Source organism: Variovorax paradoxus B4, from assembly GCF_000463015.1.
GTDB lineage: Bacteria > Pseudomonadota > Gammaproteobacteria > Burkholderiales > Burkholderiaceae_C > Variovorax > Variovorax paradoxus_E.
In genome coordinates this window covers 655,575-678,425 of the sequence record NC_022234.1, presented here as the reverse complement: position 1 = coordinate 678,425, position 22,851 = coordinate 655,575, and the positions used below count along the sequence as shown (strand labels likewise).

At 66.2% G+C, this 22,851-nt stretch carries 27 protein-coding genes and 3 pseudogenes; 12 read left to right on the top strand and 18 right to left on the bottom strand.

Translation table 11 applies throughout. The annotated features are described in order from the left end of the window. The first annotated feature begins 57 nt into the window (after window positions 1-57). From VAPA_RS30295 to VAPA_RS30275, 6 genes and pseudogenes are all read left to right on the top strand, one after another. On the top strand, window positions 58-1,440 hold the full coding sequence (locus tag VAPA_RS30295) for a dicarboxylate/amino acid:cation symporter (RefSeq protein ID WP_041946692.1): 1,383 nt from the start codon (window positions 58-60) through the stop codon (window positions 1,438-1,440). Between the two features lie 77 nt (window positions 1,441-1,517). Further along, window positions 1,518-1,646 (top strand): annotated as a pseudogene (locus VAPA_RS34230) (acetyl-CoA C-acetyltransferase); the annotation flags it as partial. Between the two features lie 39 nt (window positions 1,647-1,685). After that, complete coding sequence (gene phbB, locus VAPA_RS30290; RefSeq protein WP_021004042.1) at window positions 1,686-2,441, top strand: acetoacetyl-CoA reductase; 756 nt, start codon at window positions 1,686-1,688, stop codon at window positions 2,439-2,441. A 10-nt stretch (window positions 2,442-2,451) separates the two neighbouring features. Further along, on the top strand, window positions 2,452-2,649 hold the full coding sequence (locus VAPA_RS30285; RefSeq protein WP_021004041.1) for a DUF6781 family protein: 198 nt from the start codon (window positions 2,452-2,454) through the stop codon (window positions 2,647-2,649). Window positions 2,650-2,821: 172 nt separating this feature from the next. Then, window positions 2,822-4,657 carry a sensor histidine kinase gene (locus tag VAPA_RS30280; protein WP_041946691.1) on the top strand — a complete coding sequence of 612 codons (1,836 nt, stop codon included), beginning with the start codon at window positions 2,822-2,824 and terminating at the stop codon, window positions 4,655-4,657. Then, a complete protein-coding gene (locus VAPA_RS30275; protein ID WP_021004039.1) occupies window positions 4,654-6,021 on the top strand; it encodes a sigma-54-dependent transcriptional regulator in 1,368 nt (455 codons plus the stop codon). Before VAPA_RS30280 ends, VAPA_RS30275 begins: the two co-directional genes overlap by 4 nt. Before the next feature lie 70 nt (window positions 6,022-6,091). Here VAPA_RS30275 and VAPA_RS30270 read toward each other — a convergent pair whose 3' ends face one another. From VAPA_RS30270 to VAPA_RS35655, 7 genes and pseudogenes are all read right to left on the bottom strand, one after another. After that, window positions 6,092-7,060, bottom strand: a complete 969-nt coding sequence (locus tag VAPA_RS30270) for an FAD:protein FMN transferase (protein WP_021004038.1) — start codon at window positions 7,058-7,060, stop codon at window positions 6,092-6,094. After that, window positions 7,041-9,251, bottom strand: a complete 2,211-nt coding sequence (locus tag VAPA_RS30265; protein ID WP_021004037.1) for a PepSY domain-containing protein — start codon at window positions 9,249-9,251, stop codon at window positions 7,041-7,043. The genes VAPA_RS30270 and VAPA_RS30265 overlap by 20 nt, the downstream gene beginning before the upstream one ends. Window positions 9,252-9,261: 10 nt before the next feature. Continuing rightward, window positions 9,262-9,729 (bottom strand): DUF2271 domain-containing protein, encoded by a 468-nt coding sequence (locus VAPA_RS30260; RefSeq protein ID WP_021004036.1) that lies wholly within the window; start codon window positions 9,727-9,729, stop codon window positions 9,262-9,264. Between the two features lie 38 nt (window positions 9,730-9,767). Further along, window positions 9,768-10,133, bottom strand: coding sequence for a PepSY domain-containing protein (locus VAPA_RS30255; RefSeq protein ID WP_021004035.1), 366 nt, complete (start codon window positions 10,131-10,133; stop codon window positions 9,768-9,770). A 149-nt stretch (window positions 10,134-10,282) separates the two neighbouring features. After that, window positions 10,283-10,558 (bottom strand): hypothetical protein, encoded by a 276-nt coding sequence (locus VAPA_RS30250; RefSeq protein WP_021004034.1) that lies wholly within the window; start codon window positions 10,556-10,558, stop codon window positions 10,283-10,285. Window positions 10,559-10,919: 361 nt separating this feature from the next. Further along, window positions 10,920-11,663, bottom strand: coding sequence for a PDDEXK nuclease domain-containing protein (locus VAPA_RS30245; RefSeq protein WP_230559108.1), 744 nt, complete (start codon window positions 11,661-11,663; stop codon window positions 10,920-10,922). Window positions 11,664-11,718: 55 nt separating this feature from the next. Then, window positions 11,719-11,763: pseudogene (locus VAPA_RS35655) on the bottom strand (hypothetical protein); the annotation flags it as partial. A 510-nt stretch (window positions 11,764-12,273) separates the two neighbouring features. Between VAPA_RS35655 and VAPA_RS30240 the strand changes: the two are divergent. The 4 genes from VAPA_RS30240 (at window position 12,274) to VAPA_RS30225 (ending at window position 13,807) form a co-directional block, all read left to right on the top strand. Further along, entirely contained in the window at window positions 12,274-12,534 is a 261-nt protein-coding gene (locus VAPA_RS30240) for a type II toxin-antitoxin system Phd/YefM family antitoxin (RefSeq protein ID WP_021004033.1), read from the top strand. Window positions 12,535-12,536: 2 nt separating this feature from the next. Next, window positions 12,537-12,863 carry a type II toxin-antitoxin system RelE/ParE family toxin gene (locus tag VAPA_RS30235; protein ID WP_021004032.1) on the top strand — a complete coding sequence of 109 codons (327 nt, stop codon included), beginning with the start codon at window positions 12,537-12,539 and terminating at the stop codon, window positions 12,861-12,863. 342 nt (window positions 12,864-13,205) lie between these two features. Beyond that, window positions 13,206-13,547 carry a helix-turn-helix domain-containing protein gene (locus VAPA_RS30230; RefSeq protein ID WP_021004031.1) on the top strand — a complete coding sequence of 114 codons (342 nt, stop codon included), beginning with the start codon at window positions 13,206-13,208 and terminating at the stop codon, window positions 13,545-13,547. Beyond that, window positions 13,544-13,807, top strand: a complete 264-nt coding sequence (locus VAPA_RS30225; RefSeq protein ID WP_021004030.1) for a hypothetical protein — start codon at window positions 13,544-13,546, stop codon at window positions 13,805-13,807. The genes VAPA_RS30230 and VAPA_RS30225 overlap by 4 nt, the downstream gene beginning before the upstream one ends. Window positions 13,808-13,860: 53 nt before the next feature. Here VAPA_RS30225 and VAPA_RS34975 read toward each other — a convergent pair whose 3' ends face one another. Both VAPA_RS34975 and VAPA_RS34220 read right to left on the bottom strand, forming a co-directional pair. Next, window positions 13,861-14,157: a hypothetical protein gene (locus tag VAPA_RS34975; protein WP_021004029.1), complete on the bottom strand. Its 297-nt coding sequence runs from the start codon at window positions 14,155-14,157 to the stop codon at window positions 13,861-13,863. Further along, window positions 14,123-14,494: pseudogene (locus tag VAPA_RS34220) on the bottom strand (transposase); the annotation flags it as partial. The pseudogene VAPA_RS34220 and the gene VAPA_RS34975, both read right to left, overlap by 35 nt. A 20-nt stretch (window positions 14,495-14,514) precedes the next feature. On the opposite strand from VAPA_RS34220, the gene VAPA_RS30215 reads away from it, so the two are divergent. Next, on the top strand, window positions 14,515-14,745 hold the full coding sequence (locus VAPA_RS30215; RefSeq protein ID WP_021004027.1) for a type 2 periplasmic-binding domain-containing protein: 231 nt from the start codon (window positions 14,515-14,517) through the stop codon (window positions 14,743-14,745). A gap of 74 nt (window positions 14,746-14,819) precedes the next feature. Here VAPA_RS30215 and VAPA_RS30210 read toward each other — a convergent pair whose 3' ends face one another. The 3 genes from VAPA_RS30210 to VAPA_RS34970 form a co-directional block, all read right to left on the bottom strand. After that, the gene (locus VAPA_RS30210; protein ID WP_021004026.1) at window positions 14,820-15,131 is read right to left on the bottom strand and encodes a type II toxin-antitoxin system RelE/ParE family toxin; all 312 of its coding nucleotides are present in this window, start codon (window positions 15,129-15,131) and stop codon (window positions 14,820-14,822) included. Beyond that, window positions 15,128-15,418 (bottom strand): YlcI/YnfO family protein, encoded by a 291-nt coding sequence (locus tag VAPA_RS30205; protein WP_021004025.1) that lies wholly within the window; start codon window positions 15,416-15,418, stop codon window positions 15,128-15,130. Before VAPA_RS30205 ends, VAPA_RS30210 begins: the two co-directional genes overlap by 4 nt. 245 nt (window positions 15,419-15,663) lie before the next feature. Next, window positions 15,664-16,602 carry a helix-turn-helix transcriptional regulator gene (locus VAPA_RS34970; protein WP_021004024.1) on the bottom strand — a complete coding sequence of 313 codons (939 nt, stop codon included), beginning with the start codon at window positions 16,600-16,602 and terminating at the stop codon, window positions 15,664-15,666. Window positions 16,603-17,004: 402 nt separating this feature from the next. Between VAPA_RS34970 and VAPA_RS34965 the strand changes: the two genes are divergently transcribed. Next, window positions 17,005-17,799, top strand: coding sequence for a helix-turn-helix domain-containing protein (locus VAPA_RS34965; protein WP_051255434.1), 795 nt, complete (start codon window positions 17,005-17,007; stop codon window positions 17,797-17,799). Between the two features lie 53 nt (window positions 17,800-17,852). Here the strand turns inward: VAPA_RS34965 and VAPA_RS30190 are convergent, their stop codons facing one another. Genes VAPA_RS30190 through VAPA_RS30165 form a run of 6 tightly spaced genes read right to left on the bottom strand, consistent with a single transcriptional unit; the run spans window position 17,853 to window position 22,847 of the window. Then, window positions 17,853-18,884 carry an EscU/YscU/HrcU family type III secretion system export apparatus switch protein gene (locus tag VAPA_RS30190; RefSeq protein ID WP_021004022.1) on the bottom strand — a complete coding sequence of 344 codons (1,032 nt, stop codon included), beginning with the start codon at window positions 18,882-18,884 and terminating at the stop codon, window positions 17,853-17,855. Between the two features lie 4 nt (window positions 18,885-18,888). Then, the gene (gene sctT / locus VAPA_RS30185; protein ID WP_051255433.1) at window positions 18,889-19,671 is read right to left on the bottom strand and encodes a type III secretion system export apparatus subunit SctT; all 783 of its coding nucleotides are present in this window, start codon (window positions 19,669-19,671) and stop codon (window positions 18,889-18,891) included. A gap of 26 nt (window positions 19,672-19,697) precedes the next feature. After that, complete coding sequence (locus VAPA_RS30180) at window positions 19,698-20,186, bottom strand: hypothetical protein (protein WP_021004020.1); 489 nt, start codon at window positions 20,184-20,186, stop codon at window positions 19,698-19,700. Next, window positions 20,183-21,529 (bottom strand): FliI/YscN family ATPase, encoded by a 1,347-nt coding sequence (locus tag VAPA_RS30175; RefSeq protein WP_021004019.1) that lies wholly within the window; start codon window positions 21,527-21,529, stop codon window positions 20,183-20,185. The genes VAPA_RS30180 and VAPA_RS30175 overlap by 4 nt, the downstream gene beginning before the upstream one ends. Further along, the gene (gene sctL / locus VAPA_RS30170) at window positions 21,526-22,164 is read right to left on the bottom strand and encodes a type III secretion system stator protein SctL (protein WP_021004018.1); all 639 of its coding nucleotides are present in this window, start codon (window positions 22,162-22,164) and stop codon (window positions 21,526-21,528) included. Before sctL ends, VAPA_RS30175 begins: the two co-directional genes overlap by 4 nt. Continuing rightward, window positions 22,146-22,847 (bottom strand): hypothetical protein, encoded by a 702-nt coding sequence (locus VAPA_RS30165; RefSeq protein WP_021004017.1) that lies wholly within the window; start codon window positions 22,845-22,847, stop codon window positions 22,146-22,148. The genes sctL and VAPA_RS30165 overlap by 19 nt, the downstream gene beginning before the upstream one ends. Between the last annotated feature and the right edge of the window lie 4 nt (window positions 22,848-22,851).

Sequence of the window (22,851 nt, the reverse complement as noted above, 5' to 3'; positions counted from 1 at the left end):
AGAACGACCCCGACGCGCTGATCGACAACACCTTGACGCATCACGACCGGCGGGCGCATGCCGCCGGCATCTGAAATTTTCCAGGAGATTCCCGTGGACCAACCATCCGTCACACCCAAGCCCTTTTACAAATCGCTCTACTTCCAGGTCATCACCGCCATCGTGCTCGGGGTGCTGCTGGGGCACTTCCATCCCGACACCGGCGCATCGATGAAGCCGCTGGGCGACGGCTTCATCAAGCTCATCAAGATGATCATCGCGCCGATCATCTTCTGCACGGTGGTGGTGGGCATCGCCGGCATGGAAGACATGAAGAAGGTCGGCAAGACCGGCGGCCTGGCGCTCCTGTACTTCGAGATCGTGAGCAGCGTCGCGCTGGTGGTGGGCCTCGTGATCATCAACATCGTGCGGCCCGGCGCCGGCATGAACGTCGACGTGAGCCAGCTCGACACCAAGAGCATCGCGGCCTACACCGGTCCCGGAAAGATGCAGAGCACCACCGACCTCCTGCTCAACGTGATCCCGAACACGGTGGTCGATGCCTTCGCCAAGGGCGAAATCCTTCAGGTGCTGCTGATCGCCGTGATGTTCGGCTTTGCGCTGCACAAGTTCGGCGGGCGCGGCACGCTGGTGTTCGACGTGATCGAGAAGGGCTCGCACGTGCTCTTCGTGATCGTGGGCTACATCATGAAGGCCGCACCCATCGGCGCCTTCGGCGCGATGGCCTTCACCATCGGCAAGTACGGCGTGAGCTCGCTGCTGCAACTGGGCCAGCTGATGGCCACGTTCTACCTGACCTGCCTGCTGTTCATCTTCGTGGTGCTGGGGGCGATCGCGCGCTTCCACGGCTTCAGCATCTGGAAGTTCATCAAGTACATCAAGGAAGAACTGCTGATCGTGCTGGGCACCTCGTCCTCCGAGTCGGTGCTGCCGCGCATGATGGCCAAGCTGGAGAACCTGGGCGCGAAGAAGTCGGTGGTCGGCCTGGTGGTGCCCACGGGCTATTCGTTCAACCTGGACGGCACCTCGATCTACCTCACGATGGCGGCCGTGTTCATCGCGCAGGCGACCAACACCGACATGACGCTCACGCAGCAGCTCACGCTGCTGGCCGTGCTGCTGCTCACCTCCAAGGGCGCGGCAGGCGTCACGGGCAGCGGCTTCATCGTGCTGGCGGCGACGCTCTCGGCTGTGGGGCATGTGCCGGTGGCAGGCCTGGCGCTGATCCTGGGCATCGACCGCTTCATGTCGGAAGCCCGTGCGCTGACCAACCTGATCGGCAACGGCGTCGCCACGGTCGTGGTCGCCAGGTGGACCAACGACCTGGACACCGTCCGAATGAAGCGCATCCTGGACAACGAGACGCCGGCCGAGGCCGATGCGCCCGAGGCGGTGCTGGACCACGTCGAGACCCACATGCCCGCGGCCCAGCCGCGCTGAAGCGCTCGCATGCCTGTACGGAGCAGCCAGCCTTGAGCATCCCCGTGCAGAAGCACCGCGTCGTCATCGTGGACGGCGGGGCCTCGGGCTGCCGCGTGCTGGTGACGCTGCTGCACGAGATGCGTCGCCGTAGCGCCGACAAGGGCCTGGCCTCGCTGTGCATCGGCGGCGGCATGGGCGTGGCGCTCGCGGTCGAACGCGCTTGAACGGATTCTTTGTCACACAACGCACCAAGGAGAAAGCAGATGAGCGAAAGCAAGCAGCAACACGTGGTCCTGGTCACCGGCGGCATGGGCGGCCTGGGCGAGACGATCTCCACCAAGATGGTCGATGCGGGCTACAAGCTCGCGGTGACCTATTCGCCAGGCAACAAGTCGCACGCCGAGTGGGGGGCGCAGATGGCGTCGCGCGGCTACGAGATCCTGGCCGTGCCCTGTGACGTGGCGGACTACGACTCCTGCGCGCAGGCCGTGCGCCAGGTGCAGGAGGCCCTGGGTCCGGTCGATGTGCTGGTCAACAACGCCGGCATCACGCGCGACATGACCTTCAAGAAGATGGACCAGATCAACTGGAACGCCGTGCTGCGCACCAACCTCGACAGCCTGTTCAACATGAGCAAGCAGGTGGCCGACGGCATGGTGGACCGGGGCTGGGGCCGCATCATCAACGTGTCGTCGGTGAACGGATCGAAGGGCGCGTTCGGCCAGACCAACTACTCGGCCGCCAAGGCCGGCGTGCACGGCTTCACCAAGGCGCTGGCGCTGGAGGTGGCGAGGAAGGGCGTCACCGTGAACACCATCTCGCCCGGCTACATCGGCACGAAGATGGTCACGGCCATCCCGAAGGAAGTGCTCGACAGCAAGATCCTGCCGCACATTCCCGTGGGCCGCCTGGGCAAGCCCGAGGAAGTGGCAGGCCTGATCATCTACCTGGCCTCGGAAGAGGCGGCGTTCGTGACGGGCGCCAACATCGCCATCAACGGCGGCCAGCACATGCAATGAGCGCACGACCATGATCCTCAAGAACGGCATCGATCAAGCCGCGCTGATCAACAAGCTCACCGACGCCTCAGGCAAGCAGGGCGAAGCCATCCGCCAGGTGCTGGGCACAGTCACCAAGGCGATGCTCGACAGCTATGCAACGCTGGCAAGCGGCGTGCTGATCGGCATGTCCGAGGCCCTGAGGCAGGGCGGGGCGGCGAAGCGATGACCCTCGCCGGCCATCATGGCCTGCACCGTGTTCTCCTGCCGGGTCTTCCGCGGCAGGGCCGGCGAACTGCGCCATGCCTGACCGCACGCCTACCCTGAACGAAATGTTAATGGACGCACGCCACCGGGCAGCCACTGATGCGGCGTTCACGGCCTTGTGCAATAACGGGTTCATGATTTCACGGGAGCCGGCCCGGCGCTTCGACTTGCCTTCCCACAGCCCCAGGCGATGGCGCGGCTTGCCGCGCTGGTGCGGCGCACTGGCGATGGTGGCCGCGGCCGCCTTCGCCGGCCATCACTTCGCCATGCAGAACGGCCTCGCGCGGCTGCGCGAGGCGGCCGACCACCGGCTCGACATGCTCGCCACGGGGCTCGATGCCGACCTGGCCCGTTTCGAGTATCTGCCCGCGCTGATGGAAATGACGCCCATCGTCCCCGCGCTGCTCGGCACGCCCTCGGACGGGTCGCTGCGCGACGCGGTCAACCGCTACCTCGACGGCGTCAACGCCGCCGCGGGCGCAGAGATGCTCTATGTGCTGGACGCCGGCGGCACCTCGCTGGCGGCTTCCGACTGGAACCGTCCCGGCACCACCGTCGGCCAGGACCTGTCGTTCCGGCCCTACGTGATCGATGCGCTGGGGCAGGGCAGGGGCCGCTTCTACGGCGTCGGCATCACCAGCCGCAAGCCCGGCTACTACCTCTCGTACGCCTTGCGCCGCGACCAGCCCACGCGCGGCGTGGTGGCCGTCAAGGTCAACCTGGAGGAGACCGAACGCGCCTGGCGCAAGCTGCCGGGCGACGTGGCGCTGATCGACCAGCGCGGGGTGGTGATCCTCGCCACCCGCGAAGACCTCAAGTTCCGGCCGATGCTGCCGCTCGACGCCTTGCAGCGGGCCGAGGTGCAGCGCTCGCGCCCCTACGGCGAAGCCGGCCTGCAACCGCTGCAATGGACTCTGAAGGAGGTGCTGGCGCGCGATGTGAAGGTCATCGCGCTCGACGGCGTCGACCAGCTGGCCTCGACGCGTTCGCTGCGCGGTGCGCCGTGGCAGTTGATGGCGCTCGACGACCTGGCGCCGGTGCGCGTGGGCGCGCGCTATGCCGCCATCACCGCGAGCCTCGCGATGGCGGTTCTGCTGCTGATCGCCGTCACGCTGTGGCAACGCCGCCGCGCCGTGCGGCAGAAGCTGGCCAACCAGGCTGCGCTGCAGGCTGCGCACGACACGCTCGAGTCCACCGTGGTGGCGCGCACCGCGCAGCTGCGCGCCGCCCAGGGCGAACTGGTGCATGCCGGCAAGATGGCGGCACTGGGCCAGATGTCGGCCGGCGTGGTGCACGAACTGAACCAGCCGCTCACCGCGATGCGCACGCTCTCGGAGAGCGCCGCCATCCTGCTCGACAAGAACCGCTTCGACGACGTGCGCGGCAACCTGCAGCGCATCCGGGGCATGGTCGACCGCCTGGCGCGCCTGACCTCGCAACTCAAGACCTTCGCGCACAAGAGCGAACTTCCGCTCGCGGCGGTGCCGATGGCGCGAGCCGTGGCCGACGCGCAGGCCATCGTGGCCGAGGCCACGAAGAAGAACGGCGTCGCCATCGAAGTCGACGTGCAGCCCGCGGCCCTGAGCGTCATGGCCGAAGAGGCCGCGCTGGGCAGCGTACTGGTCAACCTGATGCGCAACGCCATCGACGCCATGCAGGCCTCGCCCCGGCGCACGCTGCGGCTCGAGGTGCGGCCGCAAGAGGGCCGGGTGATCCTGCGCGTGAGCGACACCGGACCGGGCATTCCACCCGACATCCTGCCGCGCCTGTTCGAGCCCTTCGTCACCAGCAAGCCGGCGGGCACGGGCCTGGGGCTCGGGCTCGCGATCTCGGCACAATTGGTGCGGGCCATGGATGGCACGCTGCGTGCGGCCAACCTGCCGGAAGGCGGCGCCTCATTCGTCGTCGACCTCCCGGCCGCCGTCCAGGCCATTCTTATCTCCACCCCTACAGGAGTGATCAACAAGTGAGCGAAGCCCCTGCCATCCGGGTGCTGCTGGTCGAGGACGACGAAGACGTCCGCATCAGCACGACCCAGGTGCTGACCCTGGCCGGTTTCGAGGTCGAATCCTTTGCGAACGTCGAACGCGCACGCGGCCACATCAGCTTCGGCGTGCCGGCCATCGTGGTCTGCGACGTGCGCCTGCCGGGCCTGAGCGGCACCGAATGGCTGCGCGAGCTGCACAGCGCCGATGCCGAGCTGCCCGTGATCCTGGTCACCGGCCACGGCCACATCGCGATGGCGGTGCAGTCCATGCGCGAGGGCGCCTACGACTTCATCGAGAAACCCTTCAGCTCCGAGCGGCTGGTGGCCATCGTGCGCCACGCCGTCGAGCGCCGGCAGCTTTCGCTGCAGGTGCGCGCGCTGCGCGATGCGCTGGAGAACTGGAACGGCATCCAGTCGGTGCTGATCGGCCGATCAGCTCAGATGCAGCTGGTGCGCCGCACCGTGATGACACTGGCAGAAACCTCGGCCGACGTGCTGATCTATGGCGAGACCGGCACCGGCAAGGAACTCGTCGCGCGCTGCCTGCACGACCACAGCGAACGCCGCCGCCAGCATTTCGTTCCGCTCAACTGCGGCGGCTTGCCCGAGGCGCTGGCCGAGAGCGAGCTGTTCGGCCATGAGGCCGGCGCCTTCACCAGCGCCAACCGCGTGCGCGTGGGCAAATTCGAATATGCCAATGGCGGCACACTCTTCCTCGACGAGATCGAGAGCATGCCGGTGGCAGTGCAGATCAAGCTGCTGCGCGCCCTGCAGGAGCGCAGCATCGAGCGCATCGGCTCCAACAAGGCCATTCCCTTCGACTGCCGCGTGGTGGCCGCGAGCAAGGAGGACTTGAAGGAAATGAGCGACCGCCAGAAGTTCAGGGCCGACCTGTACTACCGGCTCGGCGTCGCCTTCATCGAGCTGCCGCCGCTGCGCGAGCGGCGCGAAGACATACCCCTGCTGTTCGAGCACTTCACGCTGCTGGCCGCGAGCCGCTACGGGCGTTCGGCGCCGCTGCTCACCAACGCCCAGCTGGCCGACCTGATGGCTTACGCGTGGCCGGGCAACGTGCGCGAGCTGCGCAACGTGGCCGACCGCTTCGTGCTGGGCCTGCTCAGCGAGCGCCTGACGCAAACCCGCGGCACCGGCGAGGGCTTGCCAGCCCTGCCGCGCGCGCTGCCGCAGCAGGTCGAATCGTTCGAGCGTGCGGTGATCGTCGAGGCGCTGCGCAAGCACCAGGGCGACCAGCCCGCCACGGCCGCCGCGCTCGCCATCGCGCGGCAGACGCTGCACGACAAGCTGCGCAAGCTCGGCATTGCGGCGGAAGAGTTCAAGTCCCAGTGACCCGCGGGTCGGCCGCCATTTGTCACATCGACATGGCGACCTTCCGCGAAGGAGATCCGGTTCGAAGTTCCTATGCGCCATCGAAGAAGCCGGTGCCAACCGTGCGAAGCCCATTGCCCTCGCGCGTGACGAAGAGTGCATCGAGCCCCCGCCGCCTTGCATGGTCGCGCCCGGCCTCGACACCGAGCACCATCAGCGCCGTGGCATAGGCATCGGCATCGGTACAGGTCGGTGCGATGACCGTGACCGACGCGACCGCCCCGCGCAGCGGTGCGCCGGTGCGCGGGTCCATCGTGTGCGAGACGCGCTCACCGTCGATCACGCTCCAGTGCCGATAGTCGCCCGAGGTCGCGATCGCGGCGTCGCCGAGTTCGATCACGCCCATCGCCGTGCGCCGGTCGTCCGCGGGCGCTTCCAAAGCGATGGCCCATGGCGAGCCGTCGGGCTTGCAGCCGCGCGAGCGCATTTCGCCATCGATGCCGACCAGCCAGGAGCCGATGCCGTGCCGGTCCAGCACGCGCGCGAGTTCATCGACGCCGAAGCCCTTGGCGATGCCGCACAGGTCCAGCGCGACGCACGCATGCTTGCGCACCCGGCGCCCCGGCAGGTCGACCTCCAGCAGTTCGTCGAGCGGCCGGCAGGCACGGAAGCCGGTCGACATGACTCGCGGGCAATCCCGGCCCGCCGGGCCGAAGCCCCATGCGTCGACGAGTGCGCCGACGCCGATATTGAACGCATTGCCGGTCTCGCGCCCGACCTCGGCCGCCCGCACGAGCACCGACGCCAGGTTCACGGAAACGGGAACCCAGCCGTCCGGCGCCGCGCGATTGAGCCGCGACAGGTCGGAGTCGGCCTTCCAGTTCGACATCTGCGCGTCGACGGCAGTGACGGCTGCCTCCAGGCCGGCGACGATCGCCTGCACGTCGGTCTCTTCGGGCACCACGAAGCGCGCGGTGTAGCGCGTGCCCATCGTCGCGCCGCTGGTGCGGCAGTCCTTCAGCCGTGCGCCGCGCAGCCATTCAATAGACGTCCTCGACATAGCGTCTCTGTGTCCTCAGTTGTGCGACCGAAAGGCCGGAGCCTTCCAGGATGCGGTCCCAGGCGTGCGCCACGCCCTCCGCCATCTGGCGGCCGCCGCACACCATGACCTGGGCGCCCTGCACGATCGACGCGCGCAGGCGCCCGGCGTCCGCGAGCAACCGGTCCTGCACGTAGGCTCGATCAGCGGAGCGCGAGAAGGCGGTGGTCAGCGTGCGCAGGCGGCAATCGTCGACGAAGCCGTCCAGTTCGTCGCGATAGAGAAAGCCGTCTTCGGCGCTGCGCGCGCCAAAGTACAGGTGCATCGGGCGTCTGGCACTGTTGTGGCGGATGAAGCCGATCAGCGGACCGATGCCGGTTCCCGCACCGATCAGGATCAGCGGCGTGGCGCCGGCGGCAGGGCGGAAGCTCTCGTGCGGTCGAACGAAAGCCTGGATCGCCGCGCCCGGCGACAGGCCGGTGAGGTAGCCGGAGCATATGCCGCCGGGTTGGCGGCGCACGCAGATTTCGGCCACGCCATCCGAAGCCGCACTCACCAGGGAGTAGTAGCGCGGCGAGGCGCCGCCCGGCGGCACCACGCCCAGCAGGTCGCCGGTTTCGAATTTCGGCAGCCGTGGCAGGCCGAGCCAGGTGCGCCAGCCTCTCGCGGGCCCCCGTGGCGCGAAGCGCAGGACCGCGGTCAGGGTCTGGGGGTCGGCGCCGTAGTCGATTCGCGAGACGAGTTCGAGCGCCGTCGTGCGCGGCAACAGCGGCTGGTAGCGGATGTCGAGCGCCACTCCGAGCGTCTCGCCGAGCCACTTGCACCATTGGCGGAACTCGGGCTCCGACTGCCGGTCCACCGTGCCCGTTTCCCCCAGCGCCTCCAGCCCCGTGGCGGCGAGCGCGTCGTGGACCTGGTGTGCATAACCGCAGAAGTGCGGGAACTGCCGGTCGCCGAAGCCGAGCACGGCGAATGCGACGCCGGTCCCCGCGGCCAGGCGGGCGAGCCGGGGCAGAAACTGGCGCGCGCTCTCCGGTGCCTCGCCGTCGCCGTAGGTCGCGGTCAGGACGAGCAGGCGGCGGACGCCGTCGTGGGGGGTCTCGATGTCGTTCATCGGCGCCGCATGCACCCGCAGGCCCGCGCGCGTCAGCGCCGCGTGCAGCGCCGTGGCGAATCCCCAGGTCGTGTGGGTCTCGCTTCCGATCAGCAGCAAGGTGTCGGCGTCGCGCCTCGGGGCGTTGTTCGCCAGGCGGGGCAAGCTCTGGCGCCGGCGCAGCCAGAGCAGGAAGCCGGTCGCCGCGAGCAGCGGCACTGCGAGCGACGAGGCGCCAAGCACCAGCCCCAGCCACCACAGCCCCTCGCCGGTGTGCAGCATGCGCACGGTCGCGTGCAGGCGCTGCCACCCGTCGAGCGCCCGATAGGCGAGCCAGGTGCCCGTGGCAGGATCGACCACGCCCGCGCCGTCCGCGGTCTCGAGTTCGATGACGTCGCTCGGGTCGTCCGGACTCGCGAGCTTCAACTGCGCGAGCCGCGACACGTCCACCGATTGCAGCACCGCCATTTGCGCGAGCGCCATCCGCGCCGCGCCGCTTGGGCGCAGGTCGAGAAAAGGGTCCGCATCACCCCCTTCGGGGATCAGGCCGAAGGTCGCAAGCGACATGACCAGCCCGGTTGCCGCCGACAGCACGAGGCCGGCGAGCGCGGGGCGTGCGCTCTCGTTGTGCAGCCGCTGCAGCGTGTTGCCGCGTACGCGGCCCAGCAACAGCTTCCATCCCCCCATTCGCCGCGCGAAGAGCATGAGGCCGGAAAGCACGATGAACAGCATGAAGGCGGCGCCAACACCCGTCGCGACACGGCCGGGGTCGTCGAGCAGCAGCTTGCGATGCAGGTTCTTCAGCCAGCGCTGGGTGGCCGAGGGCCGATAGGCGGCGACCGCCTCCCCGCTGGCGGGGTCGATGACCGATGCGCGCTGCTCGCTGCCCACCATGTGGTACGCCACGATCGTGCCCGAAGGCTGGCGCACCAAGGTTTCCACGCCGGGCAGACGCGCACTCACGCGGCCGGCAAGCGTTGCCACATCGACGCCGCTCGCGCTGGTCGCACCCGCCCGCTCGAAGGCGGGAAACACCGACAGCACGGATCCCGTCAGAGCGACGAGCACGAGCAGCAGTGACGCGATCAGTGCCGGGATCGAATGGAGCGTCCGCAGCATCGCGCTCCTGTCAGAGGGTGTAGCGGAACGACCTGACGTAGCCGCGTCCGGCGGCCGGCTTGCCCGTGCCTGCCCTGGTGAGCGGGACGACGACTTCCGAGGGGTTCTCCTTCATCTTCTCGACCGCCGTGTCGACGTGGATCTCGTAGCCGGCGTCGAGCAGCGTGTCGGCCAGGTCGACGGTCACGCGCAGGGTCTTGCCCGCGCCGACGCTCGCGCCGCTGATGCCGTCCACCTTGGCCTTGCCGCCCGTTGCGCGGTACCAGTCACCCAGGTGGCGCCAGTACTTCGTCTTGGTCCCCGCGACCCACAGCGTGCTTTGGTAGCGGCCGCTGCCGTCGGTGACGTAGATGGCCACGTAGGCACCATCGCCGCCGTAGTCGGCCAGTTGGGTCTCGATCGCGACGGGGCGCGCCGAGGCAATCGAGGGTGCGGCGAGGGCGCCCGCGACCGCCGCAGCGGTCCATGCATGCTTCATGGGTGATCTCCTGGTGTCGGTAACTCGGGGGAAGGGGCTCAGCCGATTCCGGCCGCGGGCTTCGCGACCGGCGGCGTCCCGGGCGGTGTGCCGTGCCTGCGTTCGCGTTCGCGTTCGCGATCGCCGTGCTCGCGCTTCATGCGGACGACCTTGAGCGTCGCCGGGTCGAGCTTGGCCTTGAAGCGGCGGTCGTCGGCATCGCGGCCCTTGATCTCGTAGCAGCCGTCGTCGATCTTGAGCTTGTCGATGCGCCAGCCGTTGCGCTCGGCCAGCGCGTGCACGGCACTGCGCGGCTGCCAGGTCTCGGAGGGGGCGTCGCAATCATCTTCAGCGCGCACCGGCTGCGCGGCGAGCACGAGGATCGCCAGCGCGAGGCTTCGGGTCGCAAGAAGAAGATGATTCATCGGTCGCACGCCTGCAGTTGAAAGTCGCAGCGGAGATTGCGCCCGAAACACGGAAGTGGCCTTGCGTTGGATCAAGGCAAGGGGAGGGTTGGCACTCGGCGCGGGCATGGACTTTCGCCGCGAATCTGTTGCGCCGAGCGATCGGAAGGTCACATCAATCGCAATCCTCTGGCGAACCGCATCGATGTTTTGACGAACGCGGGCACATTGGTCATCCTCGCGACTTCCGCCAGGCCGTCTTCGGTGATGCGCGTCACCGTCGCCACCCGCGGTGGCGCGTATCGTGCGGTCGGCAGAAGTGTCCCAATCTGGGCCTCGATCAATCCGGTGGCCAAAAGCACCGAGACGTACCGGAGTCCCTCCGGGTCGGCTACTCGGACCGGAAGCTGCTCGTGGTGCAGCTTCAACAAGAACATGAGGGGCATTCGATTCTCCGATTGCCGGCTCTTACTCGTACTCTTGCTCAAACGCCGGCCATTTCTGGGTTACAAAATGTCGGCTCGGCATCACTTGCGCACATTGATGCTTATCAAATAAAACATTTCTGCCAAAGAAATCACCGCAGATCTTCTGGCGCCACCAGGAGCTCGACCGAGTCAGCGATGCGACATTTCTACCAGCCGCCAGAGCTAAAAATTAATGCAATGTATCTTATGTTAAATATTTTTCAGCACGGCGAATTGCAGGTCCTTGACGGCGAGGATCTCGACCACGGGCGCGTACCCGCCGATAGAACCAGCAGTGGAGCCAAGAAGCGCAGCCGCAGCGGCGTATCGTGGGTGCCACTCAGGTGTCGTCCTTGCCTTGCCCTGCCAGCCAGAATTCATGCAACTTGGCTTGGAGGAGAGCCTTGTCGGGCAGTTTCGTCTGATACTCGGCGATCAGTGCCGGGCTGGTCGTGCGGCTGAGCGCGTACTCCACCACCTCGTCGTCCTTGCTGGCGCATAGCAACACGCCAATGGCCGGATTCTCGTGTGGCTTTCTGACGTCGCGATCCAGTGCTTCGACGTAGAAGGCGAGCTTGCCAAGGTACTCGGGCTCGAAGCGGCCAACCTTCAGCTCAATGGCCACAAGGCAGTTCAATCCACGGTGGAAGAACAGCAGGTCGAGCGCGAAGTCCCGTCCCCCGACCTGCACGGGAAATTCCGCTCCGATGAAGCAGAAGTCGCGTCCGAGCTCGATGAGGAACTCGCGAAGTCTGCGCAACAGCCCGGAATGCAGGTCCGCCTCCGAGTGACTTGCCGGCAGGCCCAGGAACTCGAGTACGTAGGTATCCTTGAAGGCGTTGGTGGCATCAGGGTGCGTGTGTCTCAGCGCTGCCGAGACTTTCGGCGGCGTCGCCATTGTCCGCTCGAACAGCGCGAGCTTGAATTGCCGCTCGAGCTGTCGGCTGGACCACTTCTGCTGAGCGATGATCTCCAGATAGAACTCGCGCTCCTCGGGCCGCTTGCTCTGGCCAAGGATGATGAGATGGTGCGTCCAGGGGATTTGTCTCAGCAGTGCCGAGACTTTCTCGCCCCGCCCCGACATAGGCCTCGTAGAACTGCCGCATGCGAAACAGGTTCGGCCGCGTAAAGCCTCGGAGTCCGGGATGAACGCGAGCGATGTGTGCGGCCAGGCGGTCGACCACGCCACCGCCCCACTCGGCCGCCGCGATCTTGCGGCTGATTTGCTCGCCGATTGTTGAGTTCCCCTGATCTCTGACGGTCAAATTTCAGTGGCAATCAACAGCCATGGCCAAGCTGTTCCGTCGAGACGTCCCTTGCGGCACCTCACGAACACAATTTGCGCAAGCGACATTCGAAGAACTCTTTTGTCAAAAAAACGTTCGACGATTCCGTACGCTCAGGAATATCAGTCCTTTTGAAATCAACGACTTAGCACTGATTTCTCATGAACACATTTCTGCACGTGGACGGCGGACGTCCATGGATGTGGTTCTCCGGCGAGGCGAGCCGCGCTACATCCATTCACCAGCGCCAGGGAGCTATCGGGCCATCCGGTCGGTCGTCCAAGTCGAACACCGTTCCCGAAGAAAATCGGCATCCTCGATCCTTGCTGGGGCAGCCATCGGATGGCAGGCAACGTTGACAGGACCGAATTCGGTCTATATTATGTCCTTTGATCCCAAGGAGTCGCCATGTCCCTCGCAGAACAAATCAGGCCCATCACCTACCTGAAATCAAGTGCGGCAGAAATCGTCAAGGAATTTGCCGTCAATCCTGAACCCATCATCATCACCCAGAACGGTGAAGCCAAGATGGTCGTCATGGACATTGGCGAATATGAGAAGCAGCAGGAAACATTGGCGTTGCTGAAGCTGCTGGCACTGGGCAAGAAAGAATTCAACGAAGGAAAGTTCAGCGATGCAGAAGCCTTCCTTGGTGAAATGGATGACTAATCGTGCCCCGTAGAATTGTCATTCTTGACAGTGCCAAAGTGGAGTTCAAGGACATCAAGAAGCATGTCAAGAAGGAATTCGGAGAATCTGTCTGGAATGCTGTAAATGCCGAATATAAAAACTCCTTCAATCTTATTAAGAACAATCCAGAAATCGGCAGCCACATTGACGAACTGAAGGAACTTGGCATTACCAATGTCAAATATGCGCTGGTTAGGCAGACACGGGTCGTGTATGAGTTCGACGAAAGCTTGGTTCTGATTCACATGCTCATCCACACAAGAAGGGATTTCAGAACCCATCTTTTCAAGCGACTCTTCAATCAGTAGTCGGCCCTGCGAAATTCACCGAGTCGTGCTGGTGTGTTGATTTCCATGCGGGCATGCCCCCCGCAGTGGATCACTTGCGGATGGAAATCAACAATCGAGAGTGCCATCGCGCACTACGCCACATTGCCGAAGTAGTCGACGGTGCTAAACCCCGCTGATCACGATTGCACTGCCCCCCCGTGCCAATATGACCTGCTGCACCTCCCTCTGAGAATTCAGTGAGCAATGAGGTAGATATGACGAACAGCCAGCAACCCAAGGTCCCGATGCGCCCGGATCGGCGCCCCCAATGTGTCCCGCCCGCCAGCCGACTCCGAGGTGGTCCCGCGAGCGCGTCGTCGCATGTTCTCCAACGCCGACAAGCGCCGCATTCTGCAGGCGGCCGACAGCTGTACAAAGCCCGGCGAGATCGGCGCGCTGATGCGCCGAGAGGGCGTGTACTCGTCCTCGCTGAGTACCTGGCGGCGCCAGCGCGAGGCCGCTGACCTGGCCGCCTTGGCGCCAGTCAAGCGCGGCCCCAAGGCAGACCCCCACCGCGCGGAGACTCTTCACATCGCCCAACTCACCCGCGAGCGCGACAACCTCAAGCAGCGCCTGGACAAGGCGCTGCTGGTGATCGACGTCCAAAAAAAACTTGCAGCCTTGCTGGGCAACTCGATGGACGCCACCGGCGAGTTGCCGTGATCGCCGCAGTGCACGAACTCAGCCCCCTGCTGGGCGCAGGCGCCGCCTGCCGGGCCCTGGGCCTGCCGCGCGGCGTGCCGGCCCGCCAGCGAGCCCAGGCAAGGCGCGCAGCCATGGTCGGGCCCATGTCCCGGCGCGCCGTGCGAGTGCGCCCTCCGCTGGCCTTCGATGCGCTGGAGAACACGCTGCTGCTGGACACCTTGAACAGCGAACGATTCGCCGACACCGCCGCTGATACCAGCCCGTGCACAGTTCGGTGACGTCCAACTGGCGGGATGCCAAGAAAATCTAGTACCACATCCTGCAAATAAGTTTAATTATTAGGATCGAAATATGGGTTGAGTAGAGAGACGACCAAGTCGGCGACGGTGTCAAGATCACCGGTACCAGGCAAGGGCTCCCAGCGGCCGGTGTGGCTGCGGAATGCCGACGAATAGGAGTTTCGCCCCAGCTCGGTGAGGCGTGCGATGGTGTCCACGCGGTCGTCGCGGTGCATCTGGATCAGTAGATGCTTGCCGTAGGGCTTGACCTGCGCCAGTGCGTGGCCGGTGAGCGTGGCGAGTTGGCGCTGCAGCTCAGCGGCCTTTCTTTGTGCTTCGAACGTTGGCATCGTGTTTGAACCTCAGAGGTTCGCCAGTTTGTAGCTCAAAGCCGGCGAATGTCCATTTGAACGGCTTGGGCGCCTGGTTGCGTTGCGCCATGAAGGCTTCGGTGCGCTCGCGCAATTGCGCGATGGATGAATGACTGGCGTGGCGCAGGACGCGGCGCGTGTAGATGGCGAACAGCAACTCGATCTGATTGACCCAGCTCGCATGCAGTGGCGTGAAGTGAAAGACAAATCGGTGATCGTGTCGGGCGTTGAAACCGCCCCACACGGACTGGGCGCGATGGGTGTTGAGGTTGTCCCACACGATATGGACTCGCCCCTTGGGGTGCGCAAGAGCAATCCGGCTTTGCCGGCTTCGAAATGGTCACCTGGTATGGGCTGTGGGCGCCGCCCAAGCTGCCTGCAGCGATCCTTGAGCGGCTTTCGGCGGAGGTTGCCAAGGCCATGCGCTCTTCGTTCGTGGCCGAGCGCCTCGGGCCGCAGGGGTTTGTGCCCTCCCCGAGCACTCCGGTCGAATTTTCCACTGACATCGACAAGGAAGCGGCCACCTATGAGCGCATCGTGAAGGGCGCCAGGATTCAGATCGACTGACGGGCCACATGAGATGGGGAGGCAGATGGTCGGCTCAAGCACCCACTGGTCCAGCCGACAGGTTTGCGCCCCATCTAGTGATAGTCATCCTCACGCAGGTGACGGATCGCAGCGACCACGACCTCTCGTTCGCTGATGACTCGAAACAACCCCACATATCCGGAAGCCCCAAACGGAACGATCAGTTCGCGCTCAAGGGGGTCGGTGTCGGCAATTCGGCAGGTGAACGGGTTTGTCTCCAGGATCCGAAACTCGGTGCGGATGGCCGATTTTGCACGGCTCGGCAGCTCCATATCTCCGTGCCGCAGAGCGGATTCGATGAGAAAGTCTTCAAGACGCAGCAGATCCTCGAGGGCTTCGCGCGTCAGGGTGACTGCATAGGTCACGAACGATCGGCATTGCCGCGCTGCCTCTGCGCAATGCGCGCATCGAGGCGCGCTTGCATCACGTCGAGTGCGTCCTTGGCAGAATAGTACTCACCGCTCTTCTTCGCGCGCTTCAGTGATTCGCGGCCACGCGCCAGGAACTCTTGCTGAGATTTGCGCCGCTGAGCGGCCTGCACTGCTGCGTTTTCCACGAACTGCGACAGGCTTTCTCCTTGTCGGAGAACGCTCTCGATTTCATCGCGCACGGATTGCTCGACGCGCACGGGAGGCAACTGGGCGGTCTTCATGCAAGCTATTGCAGCGCAATTGCTATGCGAGGCGACCGGCAGCACTGTTTGAAATGAAGGAAAAGCCGACCGGGACACCAACAAAAAGTTGGGCGACCAAGAGGTAGTTCATGTATTCGTACGAGCAGTGCTTCGAGCTTGCCAAGGTACTCGGGCTCGAAGCGGCCAACCTTCAGCTCAATGGCCACAAGGCAGTTCAATCCACGGTTGGAAGAACAGCAGGTCGAGCGCATAGTGCTTCCGGATCAGATCTCGCTGAGCACCCCGAAATCGCTGTCGCCCTGCTGCACGGCGTTCACCAACTGGACCCGATTGCGCGCAGCGAAGCGGCGGCGCAACTGGCGCATGTGGTAGTCCACCGTGTGGGACGACAGGTCCAGCCGGTTGGCGATCTCCTTGTCGCTGCGTCCTTGCAGCAGATGCTGAAGGATGTCCTGCTGCGTCGCCGATATCTCGATGCGACCCGTGACCGGCGCCCCGACGATGCGCGTATGGCGCGACACGTATTCGTGCACGCTCAGCCCCAGGATAAGCCCCTGCCCGATCACGCTGTCGCTGATCCAGCCGCTTCCGGGCCTGCGCGAAAGCAAACTGATCACCGTATGCTGGTTCACATGCGTGGGGGACGCCAGGCGAAACAGCAATCCGCTGCGGATACCGCTGGCATACAGATCATCGAGAAAGCGCTGCCGGGCATCGCTCAGTTCGTCCGACACCCCCGCTGCCAGGGCCTCGAGCTGGGCCACGTCCCACGCGAGCGGGAGGCTTGAAGCAGGCACACCCTGCTGCCGCAGGTCGACGCCGCAGTAGTTGTGCGCGAAGTACCGCTTCGTCCATTCGGGATTCGCATACGCGGTGAAGAAACTCAGCGGCCACCAGTGGCCGCGCATGTACGCGACTGTGCCATAGCCCAGCCAGTCGAAATCGAGCGCGTGAAGCATGCTTCGCACCCGTGCCGTGCGGGTTTCGGTGCTGGGTGCGTCCAGCAGGACGCCGACGATGGCCGGCACGCCGCTGGCATGGCGCGGCGCGCTTCGCGGCAAGTACAGGTGTTCTTCGGTATAGAACTGGGGAACCGGATTGGTGGGCTGCGACTCTACATGCGACCGTGGCACCGGATCGAAGCTCTGCGCCTCGGACGCCGACGCCGGCGAGGCACGATGAAACAAGGTAGACGGAATCATGGGAGGCCTGATGGATGTGCCGCCTGTACTGCACAGGGCGATGGACTTGGAGCCAAAGTACCAAAACGTTGCAGTTGCTGCCTTGTAAATTCTTAGCTTCCGATGCGTTTGCACTGGCTCGCACGGGTGGCAACCGGCAGCGGCCCGCAGGCCGCGCATCCAACTGAATACCTTCGCCTGAACATCGTGCAGTCCGCCCGGGTCCATGCACGGCCGAGGCTTCACAGAAGCCGGCTGCGCTGGCATGCTGCGCCTCGCGCGGCGCAAACGCCCGCGATCTCCGCAAACAACCGGTCCTCCATGGCATTGCCTGCCTCTCAGTATTGGCGAGACGCCGAGCTCGCAGGTCTTCAATTCACGACCAACCGATTCCGACACCGCGAACTCCGGCCGCACCGGCACGTGGGTTTCACGCTCGCGGTGGCCGACACCGAACTCCAAGTGCGCAGCGGCACCCGAGTCACCGTCGTGCCGCCGGGGGCACTGCTGCGCATCGCGCCGCATGTGTGGCACTCGGTGCAGGCGCGCGCGCAGCCGTGGCGCGAAGATGCCCTCTTCTGCAGCTTCGCCGTGGCACGCTGCATCAGCCCTGCAAAGGATGCCCTGTCGCTGGCTCGCGTGGAAGGCGATGAGGGTGTCTCGGTGTTCGTCGACGCCGCCGCGGCGCTTGAATTCCTCGAATGCCATCGCCTGCTTTTCCTGCCCACGAGCACCGGTGACGCCGGCGACATCGCGGCCGGCCGTGCATTGCTGCGCCGACGCCTCGCGCAGTGGCTCCCAGCCCCTTCGCCTGCCGAGGACGAGACCCACGACACGGCGCCGGCACCCGACAGCGGCGACGAACGCCTGAACCGGCTCTATGCCTTGATCGCGTCGGGTTTTCACCAACGCATGACGCTCGACAGCCTGGCCGACGCCGTGGGTTGGCACCCGGTGCACGTGCAGCGACGATTCAGGGGTGCCTGGGGCTTCACGCCGCACGAGATGCTGGTCGGCCACCGCATCGAGTACGCCCGCGACCTCATTGCCGGTGGTGCCCATGTCACCTATGCGGCGCACGCGGCGGGCTTCTCCGACCAGAGTCATCTGCACAAGACCTTCATGGCCACCTACGCCGTGCTGCCCGGTGACTACCGAAGGCTCGCCGCGCTCGACGCGCTGCAGCCGCTCTCCGCCCGAAACGGCATCGCCGGATAGGCCAGCCATGTTCATTGCACCGCCACGATGGAGACACCGTGGTGCGCCAGGTGTCATCCATGGCCCTGCGCCCAGCGCAGGAGCGTTGCCACCGGCGCGTACAGCGAACGCGGAATCGGCTGGTCCACCGGCACTTCCGAGTAGATGCGCTCGGCCAGCGAAGGCTCGAACTCCATCGGCACCAGTCCCTCGCCGGCAAAGCGCCGGATCTGCGCTGCAACCTCGCCCTCGCCGCGCGCGATCACGCGCGGCAGGTCGGTCTCGCCGAGGTATTGCAGGGCGACGGCCGTGCGGGCCGAATGGATCACGGCCGACGCCATGCGCACGCGGTCGCCCAGGCTCGCGTACACCGCCTCGAAGTGCGCGGAGCGGCGGCGCGACTGGTTGACCGGATCGCCCTCCACTTCCTTGTATTCCTGGCGTATGTCCTCGATGGACATGCGCTGCTGCTTCATGAACTCGAAGTGCTCGTGCGCGTAGTCCACTGCGGCCATCAGCGCGAAGATCACGACCGCCCACCCGAACGTCACGAGCACCATGTGGGCCGCGGCGGTCATGATGGCGGCCGGGTTGGCAGACCCCAGCTTGAGCGAGGTATCGACGAAGCCGCGCACCACCACGAACATCAAGCCCGCGAGCAGCAGCGTCTTCACGCTCATCTTTAGCAGGTTGATGAGGTTGCGGGTGGAGAAGATGCGCTGCATGCCCTGGGCCGGGTTCATGCGGCTCACGTCGGGCTTGAGCCGTTCCCACGCCGCCACGCCGCCCACCTGGGCCAGCGAACCGGCGATGCCGGCCGCGGCCGCGGCGGCCATGATCGGCAGCGTGCCCCATGCCAGCGCCTCTCCCGTGTGAAGCAGCAGTTCGGCGAAGCGGTCCTCGGGCTGCGTCAGCAGGCTGGTGCTGGTGGCGTGCAGCCAGAGTTCACGCAGGAGGCTGTAGAGGGCCCCGCCGCCCAGCCACATGCAGACCACGACCACCGCGAACACCACGGTGGAGGCCACGTCGGTGCTGAACACCACCTCGCCGCGCTTGCGCGCGTCGCGCAGCCGCTTGGGCGTGGGGTCCTGGTCTTTCTCCGCCATGGTGCTAGAGCGTGGCGCGCAGGAAATCGAGCACGCCGTTCTCGGGTCGCAGAAATTCCTGCAGCGACTCGTACACGAAGAACACGAACAGCAGCATCATCAGATGCGCCAGCAGGCTCTTCAGCGGCTGCGAGAACACGAACACGTTGAGCTGCGGCGCCACGCGGCTGACCAGGCCCATGCCCAGTTCCACCAGCAGCAGCACGAAGATCACCGGCGAGGCGAGCTTGACGATCCACAGGAACAGCGTGTCGCCCTGACGGATCGCGAACTGCTCGATCACCAGCCCCAGATTCGGAAAGAACGAGGCCACCGGCCAGAGCCGGTAGGAGTCGACGACCACGCCCAGCATCGCCAGCAGCCCGCCGGCCGAGACGAACAGCGTGATCACCATCCAGCCGAGGAACTCGCCCGTGGGCCCGTTCTCGTGGCCCGCCACGGGGTCGAAGAACGACGCGTTGCTGGAGCCGGTCTGGAAGTCGATCAGGTCACCCACGCTCTGCACCGCCCAGATGAAGATACCGAAGCCCAGGCCCAGCAGCAGGCCGATGAAGGCCTCCTTGCCGGCGATGAGCACCCAGGTGCCGATGGAGGCCACGGGCATGTCGCCCGCCACGGGCGACATGAACAGCGCGAGCATCAGCAGCAGGCCATTGCGCACGGTGCCGGTGATCATGCCGCCTGAGAGAAAGGGCACTACCGCGAAGATCGCGAACAGCCGCGGCAGGGTGAGCACCACCGAGGAGAAGAATCTCTCGAGGCTGGCCAGCTCGAAGGAGGCGTCCATGGGCAATCCGCTTCTTTCTGCGCCTTCTAGGCCGGGCGCCGCGCGGCCCAGGCCTGCGATGTGGCTTCCTCGGTCGCTTCGTCGTGCCGCAGCTCCTGCACGCGCAGTCGTTCGCCTTGCGCGCGCTGCTGCATCTGCTGCGCCTTCTCGACATCCCCGCTGGCGGCGCGCAGCTTCCGGCGGCTGTCGTCGAGCGTGCGTTCGCGCTGCGCATGGGCCTGACCGGCCTGCGAGGCGAGCCGGCCCGCCTCGGCGATCCGCGCATCGAGCGCGGCGCTCCAGGCGCCCGCGTGTCGCAGTTGCGCGACGCTGCATTCCCCGTGCGACAGCGCACCGGCCGTCGCCTGCCAATGCATGGCCTTGTCCTGCACCTGCTGCTGCTGCCACGCCTGGGCTTGCTGCATCTCGGCACGGCTCTGTTCGGCAGCGGCCCGGTCGCGCGCGACGACCCCCATCGCCACGGTCTTCTGGCGTTCGCGCACGCCCACCAGCAGCTTCCAGTCGACGCCGCTCATCGCACCAGCTCCCCGGGGCCACCGAAGCGCTGCAGCGTCTCGACCGATTGCGCATAGGGCAGGCTCGCGTCCGGCGGCTGCGACAGGAAATCGAGCATCGCGGGCCGCATGCGGATCGCCTCGTCGGCCAGTGCATCGCCACCGGCCTTGTATTCGCCGATCTGCACGAGCAGCTCCATCTCCTGGTACTTGGCCAGCAGGCTGCGAAAGCGCGCCGCCGCAGCGCGATGGTCTTGAGACGCCACCAGCGGCATCACGCGGCTGATGCTCGCCAGCACATCGATCGCCGGATAGCGGTTGGCCGCTGCGACCTTGCGCGACAGCACGATGTGGCCGTCGAGGATGGAGCGTACTTCCTCGGCGATGGGGTCGTTCTCCTCGTCGCCCTCGGTCAGCACCGAGTACACGGCGGTGATGGAGCCGGTCCTGCCCTGCCCGGCGCGCTCCAGCAGCTGCGGCAGCATCGAGAAGATCGACGGCGGATAGCTGCGCCGCGTGGGCGGCTCGCCGCTCGCGAGGCCGATCTCGCGCTGGGCGCGCGCGAAGCGCGTGAGCGAATCGACCAGCAGCAGCACCTTCTTGCCCTGGTCGCGGAAATGTTCGGCGATGGTGGTGGCCACGTAGGCCGACTTGATGCGCTCCATCGGCGGCCGGTCGGAGGTGGACACCACCATCACCGTCTTCGCCAGGCCCTCGGCGCCGAGGTTGTGCTCGATGAACTCCTTCACCTCGCGTCCGCGCTCGCCGATCAGCGCGATCACGTTCACATCGGCCGTCGCGCCGCGCGCGAACATGCCGAGGAGGGTACTCTTGCCCACGCCCGGCGGTGCGAACACGCCAACGCGCTGTCCCTCGCCGAGCGTGAGCAGGCTGTCGACCGCACGGATGCCAGTGGGCAGCGGCGCCTCGATCATGCGGCGTGCCAGCGGGCTCACCGGTTCGCGGTGCACCGGCAGTTGCGTGCGCGTCTTGAGCGGGCCGCGTTCGTCGATGGGCTGGCCCAGCGCATCGAGCACGCGCCCGAGCAGGCCCGCGCCGACGGGGCAGACGTGGCCGCGTCCCGTGGGCAGCACCTCGGTCAGCGCCGAGATGCCGGTGATCGGCCCGAGCGGCGTGAGGATGGCGGTGTTGTCGCGGAAGCCGACCACCTCGGCCAGCAGCGGCGGCTCGCCCGGCGTGACCAGTTCGCACAGCTCGCCCACATGGGCCTGGATGCCCGATGCGTCGATCAGCATGCCCACCGCCTTGCTGACGCGCCCGCGGATCGCCACCGGCGTGACGCGACCCAGCGCCTGTTCGAGCTCGGCGACGATGCCGAGCGCCGCGTCGGACACCGGGTTCACGGCGGGCCCTCCCGGTTCTCGGTGAGGCCGCTGCGCACCACCGCGCGGCGAAATGCCTCGAGCTGCGCGTCCACGCCGATGTCCAGCACGCCGGACGCGGTCTGCACCACGCAGGCGCCGATGGGCAGCGCCGCGTCGGCCACGAAGTGCACAGTCATGGTCCAGTTGGCCTCGGCGCACAGCCGCGCGAGCACCCCGCGCAGGGCCGCCTCCTGCGCGGGCGCCACGCGCACGGTGATGAAGGGCTCCTGGCGGATCAGGGTATCGACGCGCATCAGCGCCGCCTCGAACAGCGCCGCCGGGTCCGCATCGGCGATGAACTGTCCCACGGCCTTGACGACGATCTGCGCCATGGACGCGCGCAGCACGTGCAGCTGGCGCTCGGCGGCCATGGTGTCGATCACCAGCTGGGTCGCGTACTCCGCCTTGGCGCGCCGCAGGCCCTCTTCGTAGCCCTGCCTACGGCCGGCCTCGGCATCCTGCGTGGCTTGCTGCACGATGCGGCGCGCCTCGCGCCGGGCGGTCTCGACCACGGTCGATGCGTCGAGCAACGCCGCATACTCGTGCTCCTTCAGGACCTTGCGCTCGCTCAGGAGCTGCAGGTTCTCGGTGGTGATCAGAAAAGCCAATCCCATTGGGGCAGTCTTTCGGGAACGATGCACGAAAGCATCAGTTCGTTGAGTTGCAGGAGCTGGCGCCGCTGCAGCGACGGTGCGCCGAGCGTCGAGATGCGGCGTGGCAGCTTGTGGCCCAGGCGGCGGCGCACCACCTCGCCCTCGGCGGCCGCCGTCGCCAGCAGCAGGCGGTAGCCGCGGTCGACGACGACCCGGCCGATGGAAAACGGCCGCTGCTGCAGCGCGGCGTTGTCCATGCGCAGTTCGGTGATCTGCGGCACGCGCTCGAGCAGGAACTCCACCGCGTCGGCATCGAAGCGGCGCGCCTGGCGGCGGATCTGCGCGCCCGCTGCGCCGCGCAGCCGGAACAGCGGCAGGTGCACGCAGAAGCCGAGATAGGCCCCGAGCCGGCGCAGCGCGGCGGCATCGAGCAACGCCAGGCGCTTGAGGCGTGCGTCGAAGTTGTAGTCGGCGATGCCGCTCGCCGGGCCCTCGCCGCGCCGCAACTGGCCAGCAAGCACGGCGCGGCCTGCCTCGCCCAGCCGTGCCGGGACGCGGTGCTGCGCCGGCCACTCGGCGGGCAGCCAACTCGGGTGCAGGTCGATCTCGGGGTGCAGGTTGAAGCGCACCACCAGTCGCACGAGGTCCATCGGGCCGGGAGCGGCCTGCGACGTCTCGCGGGCGGTGAGGGTCGATGCCGGCATTCCG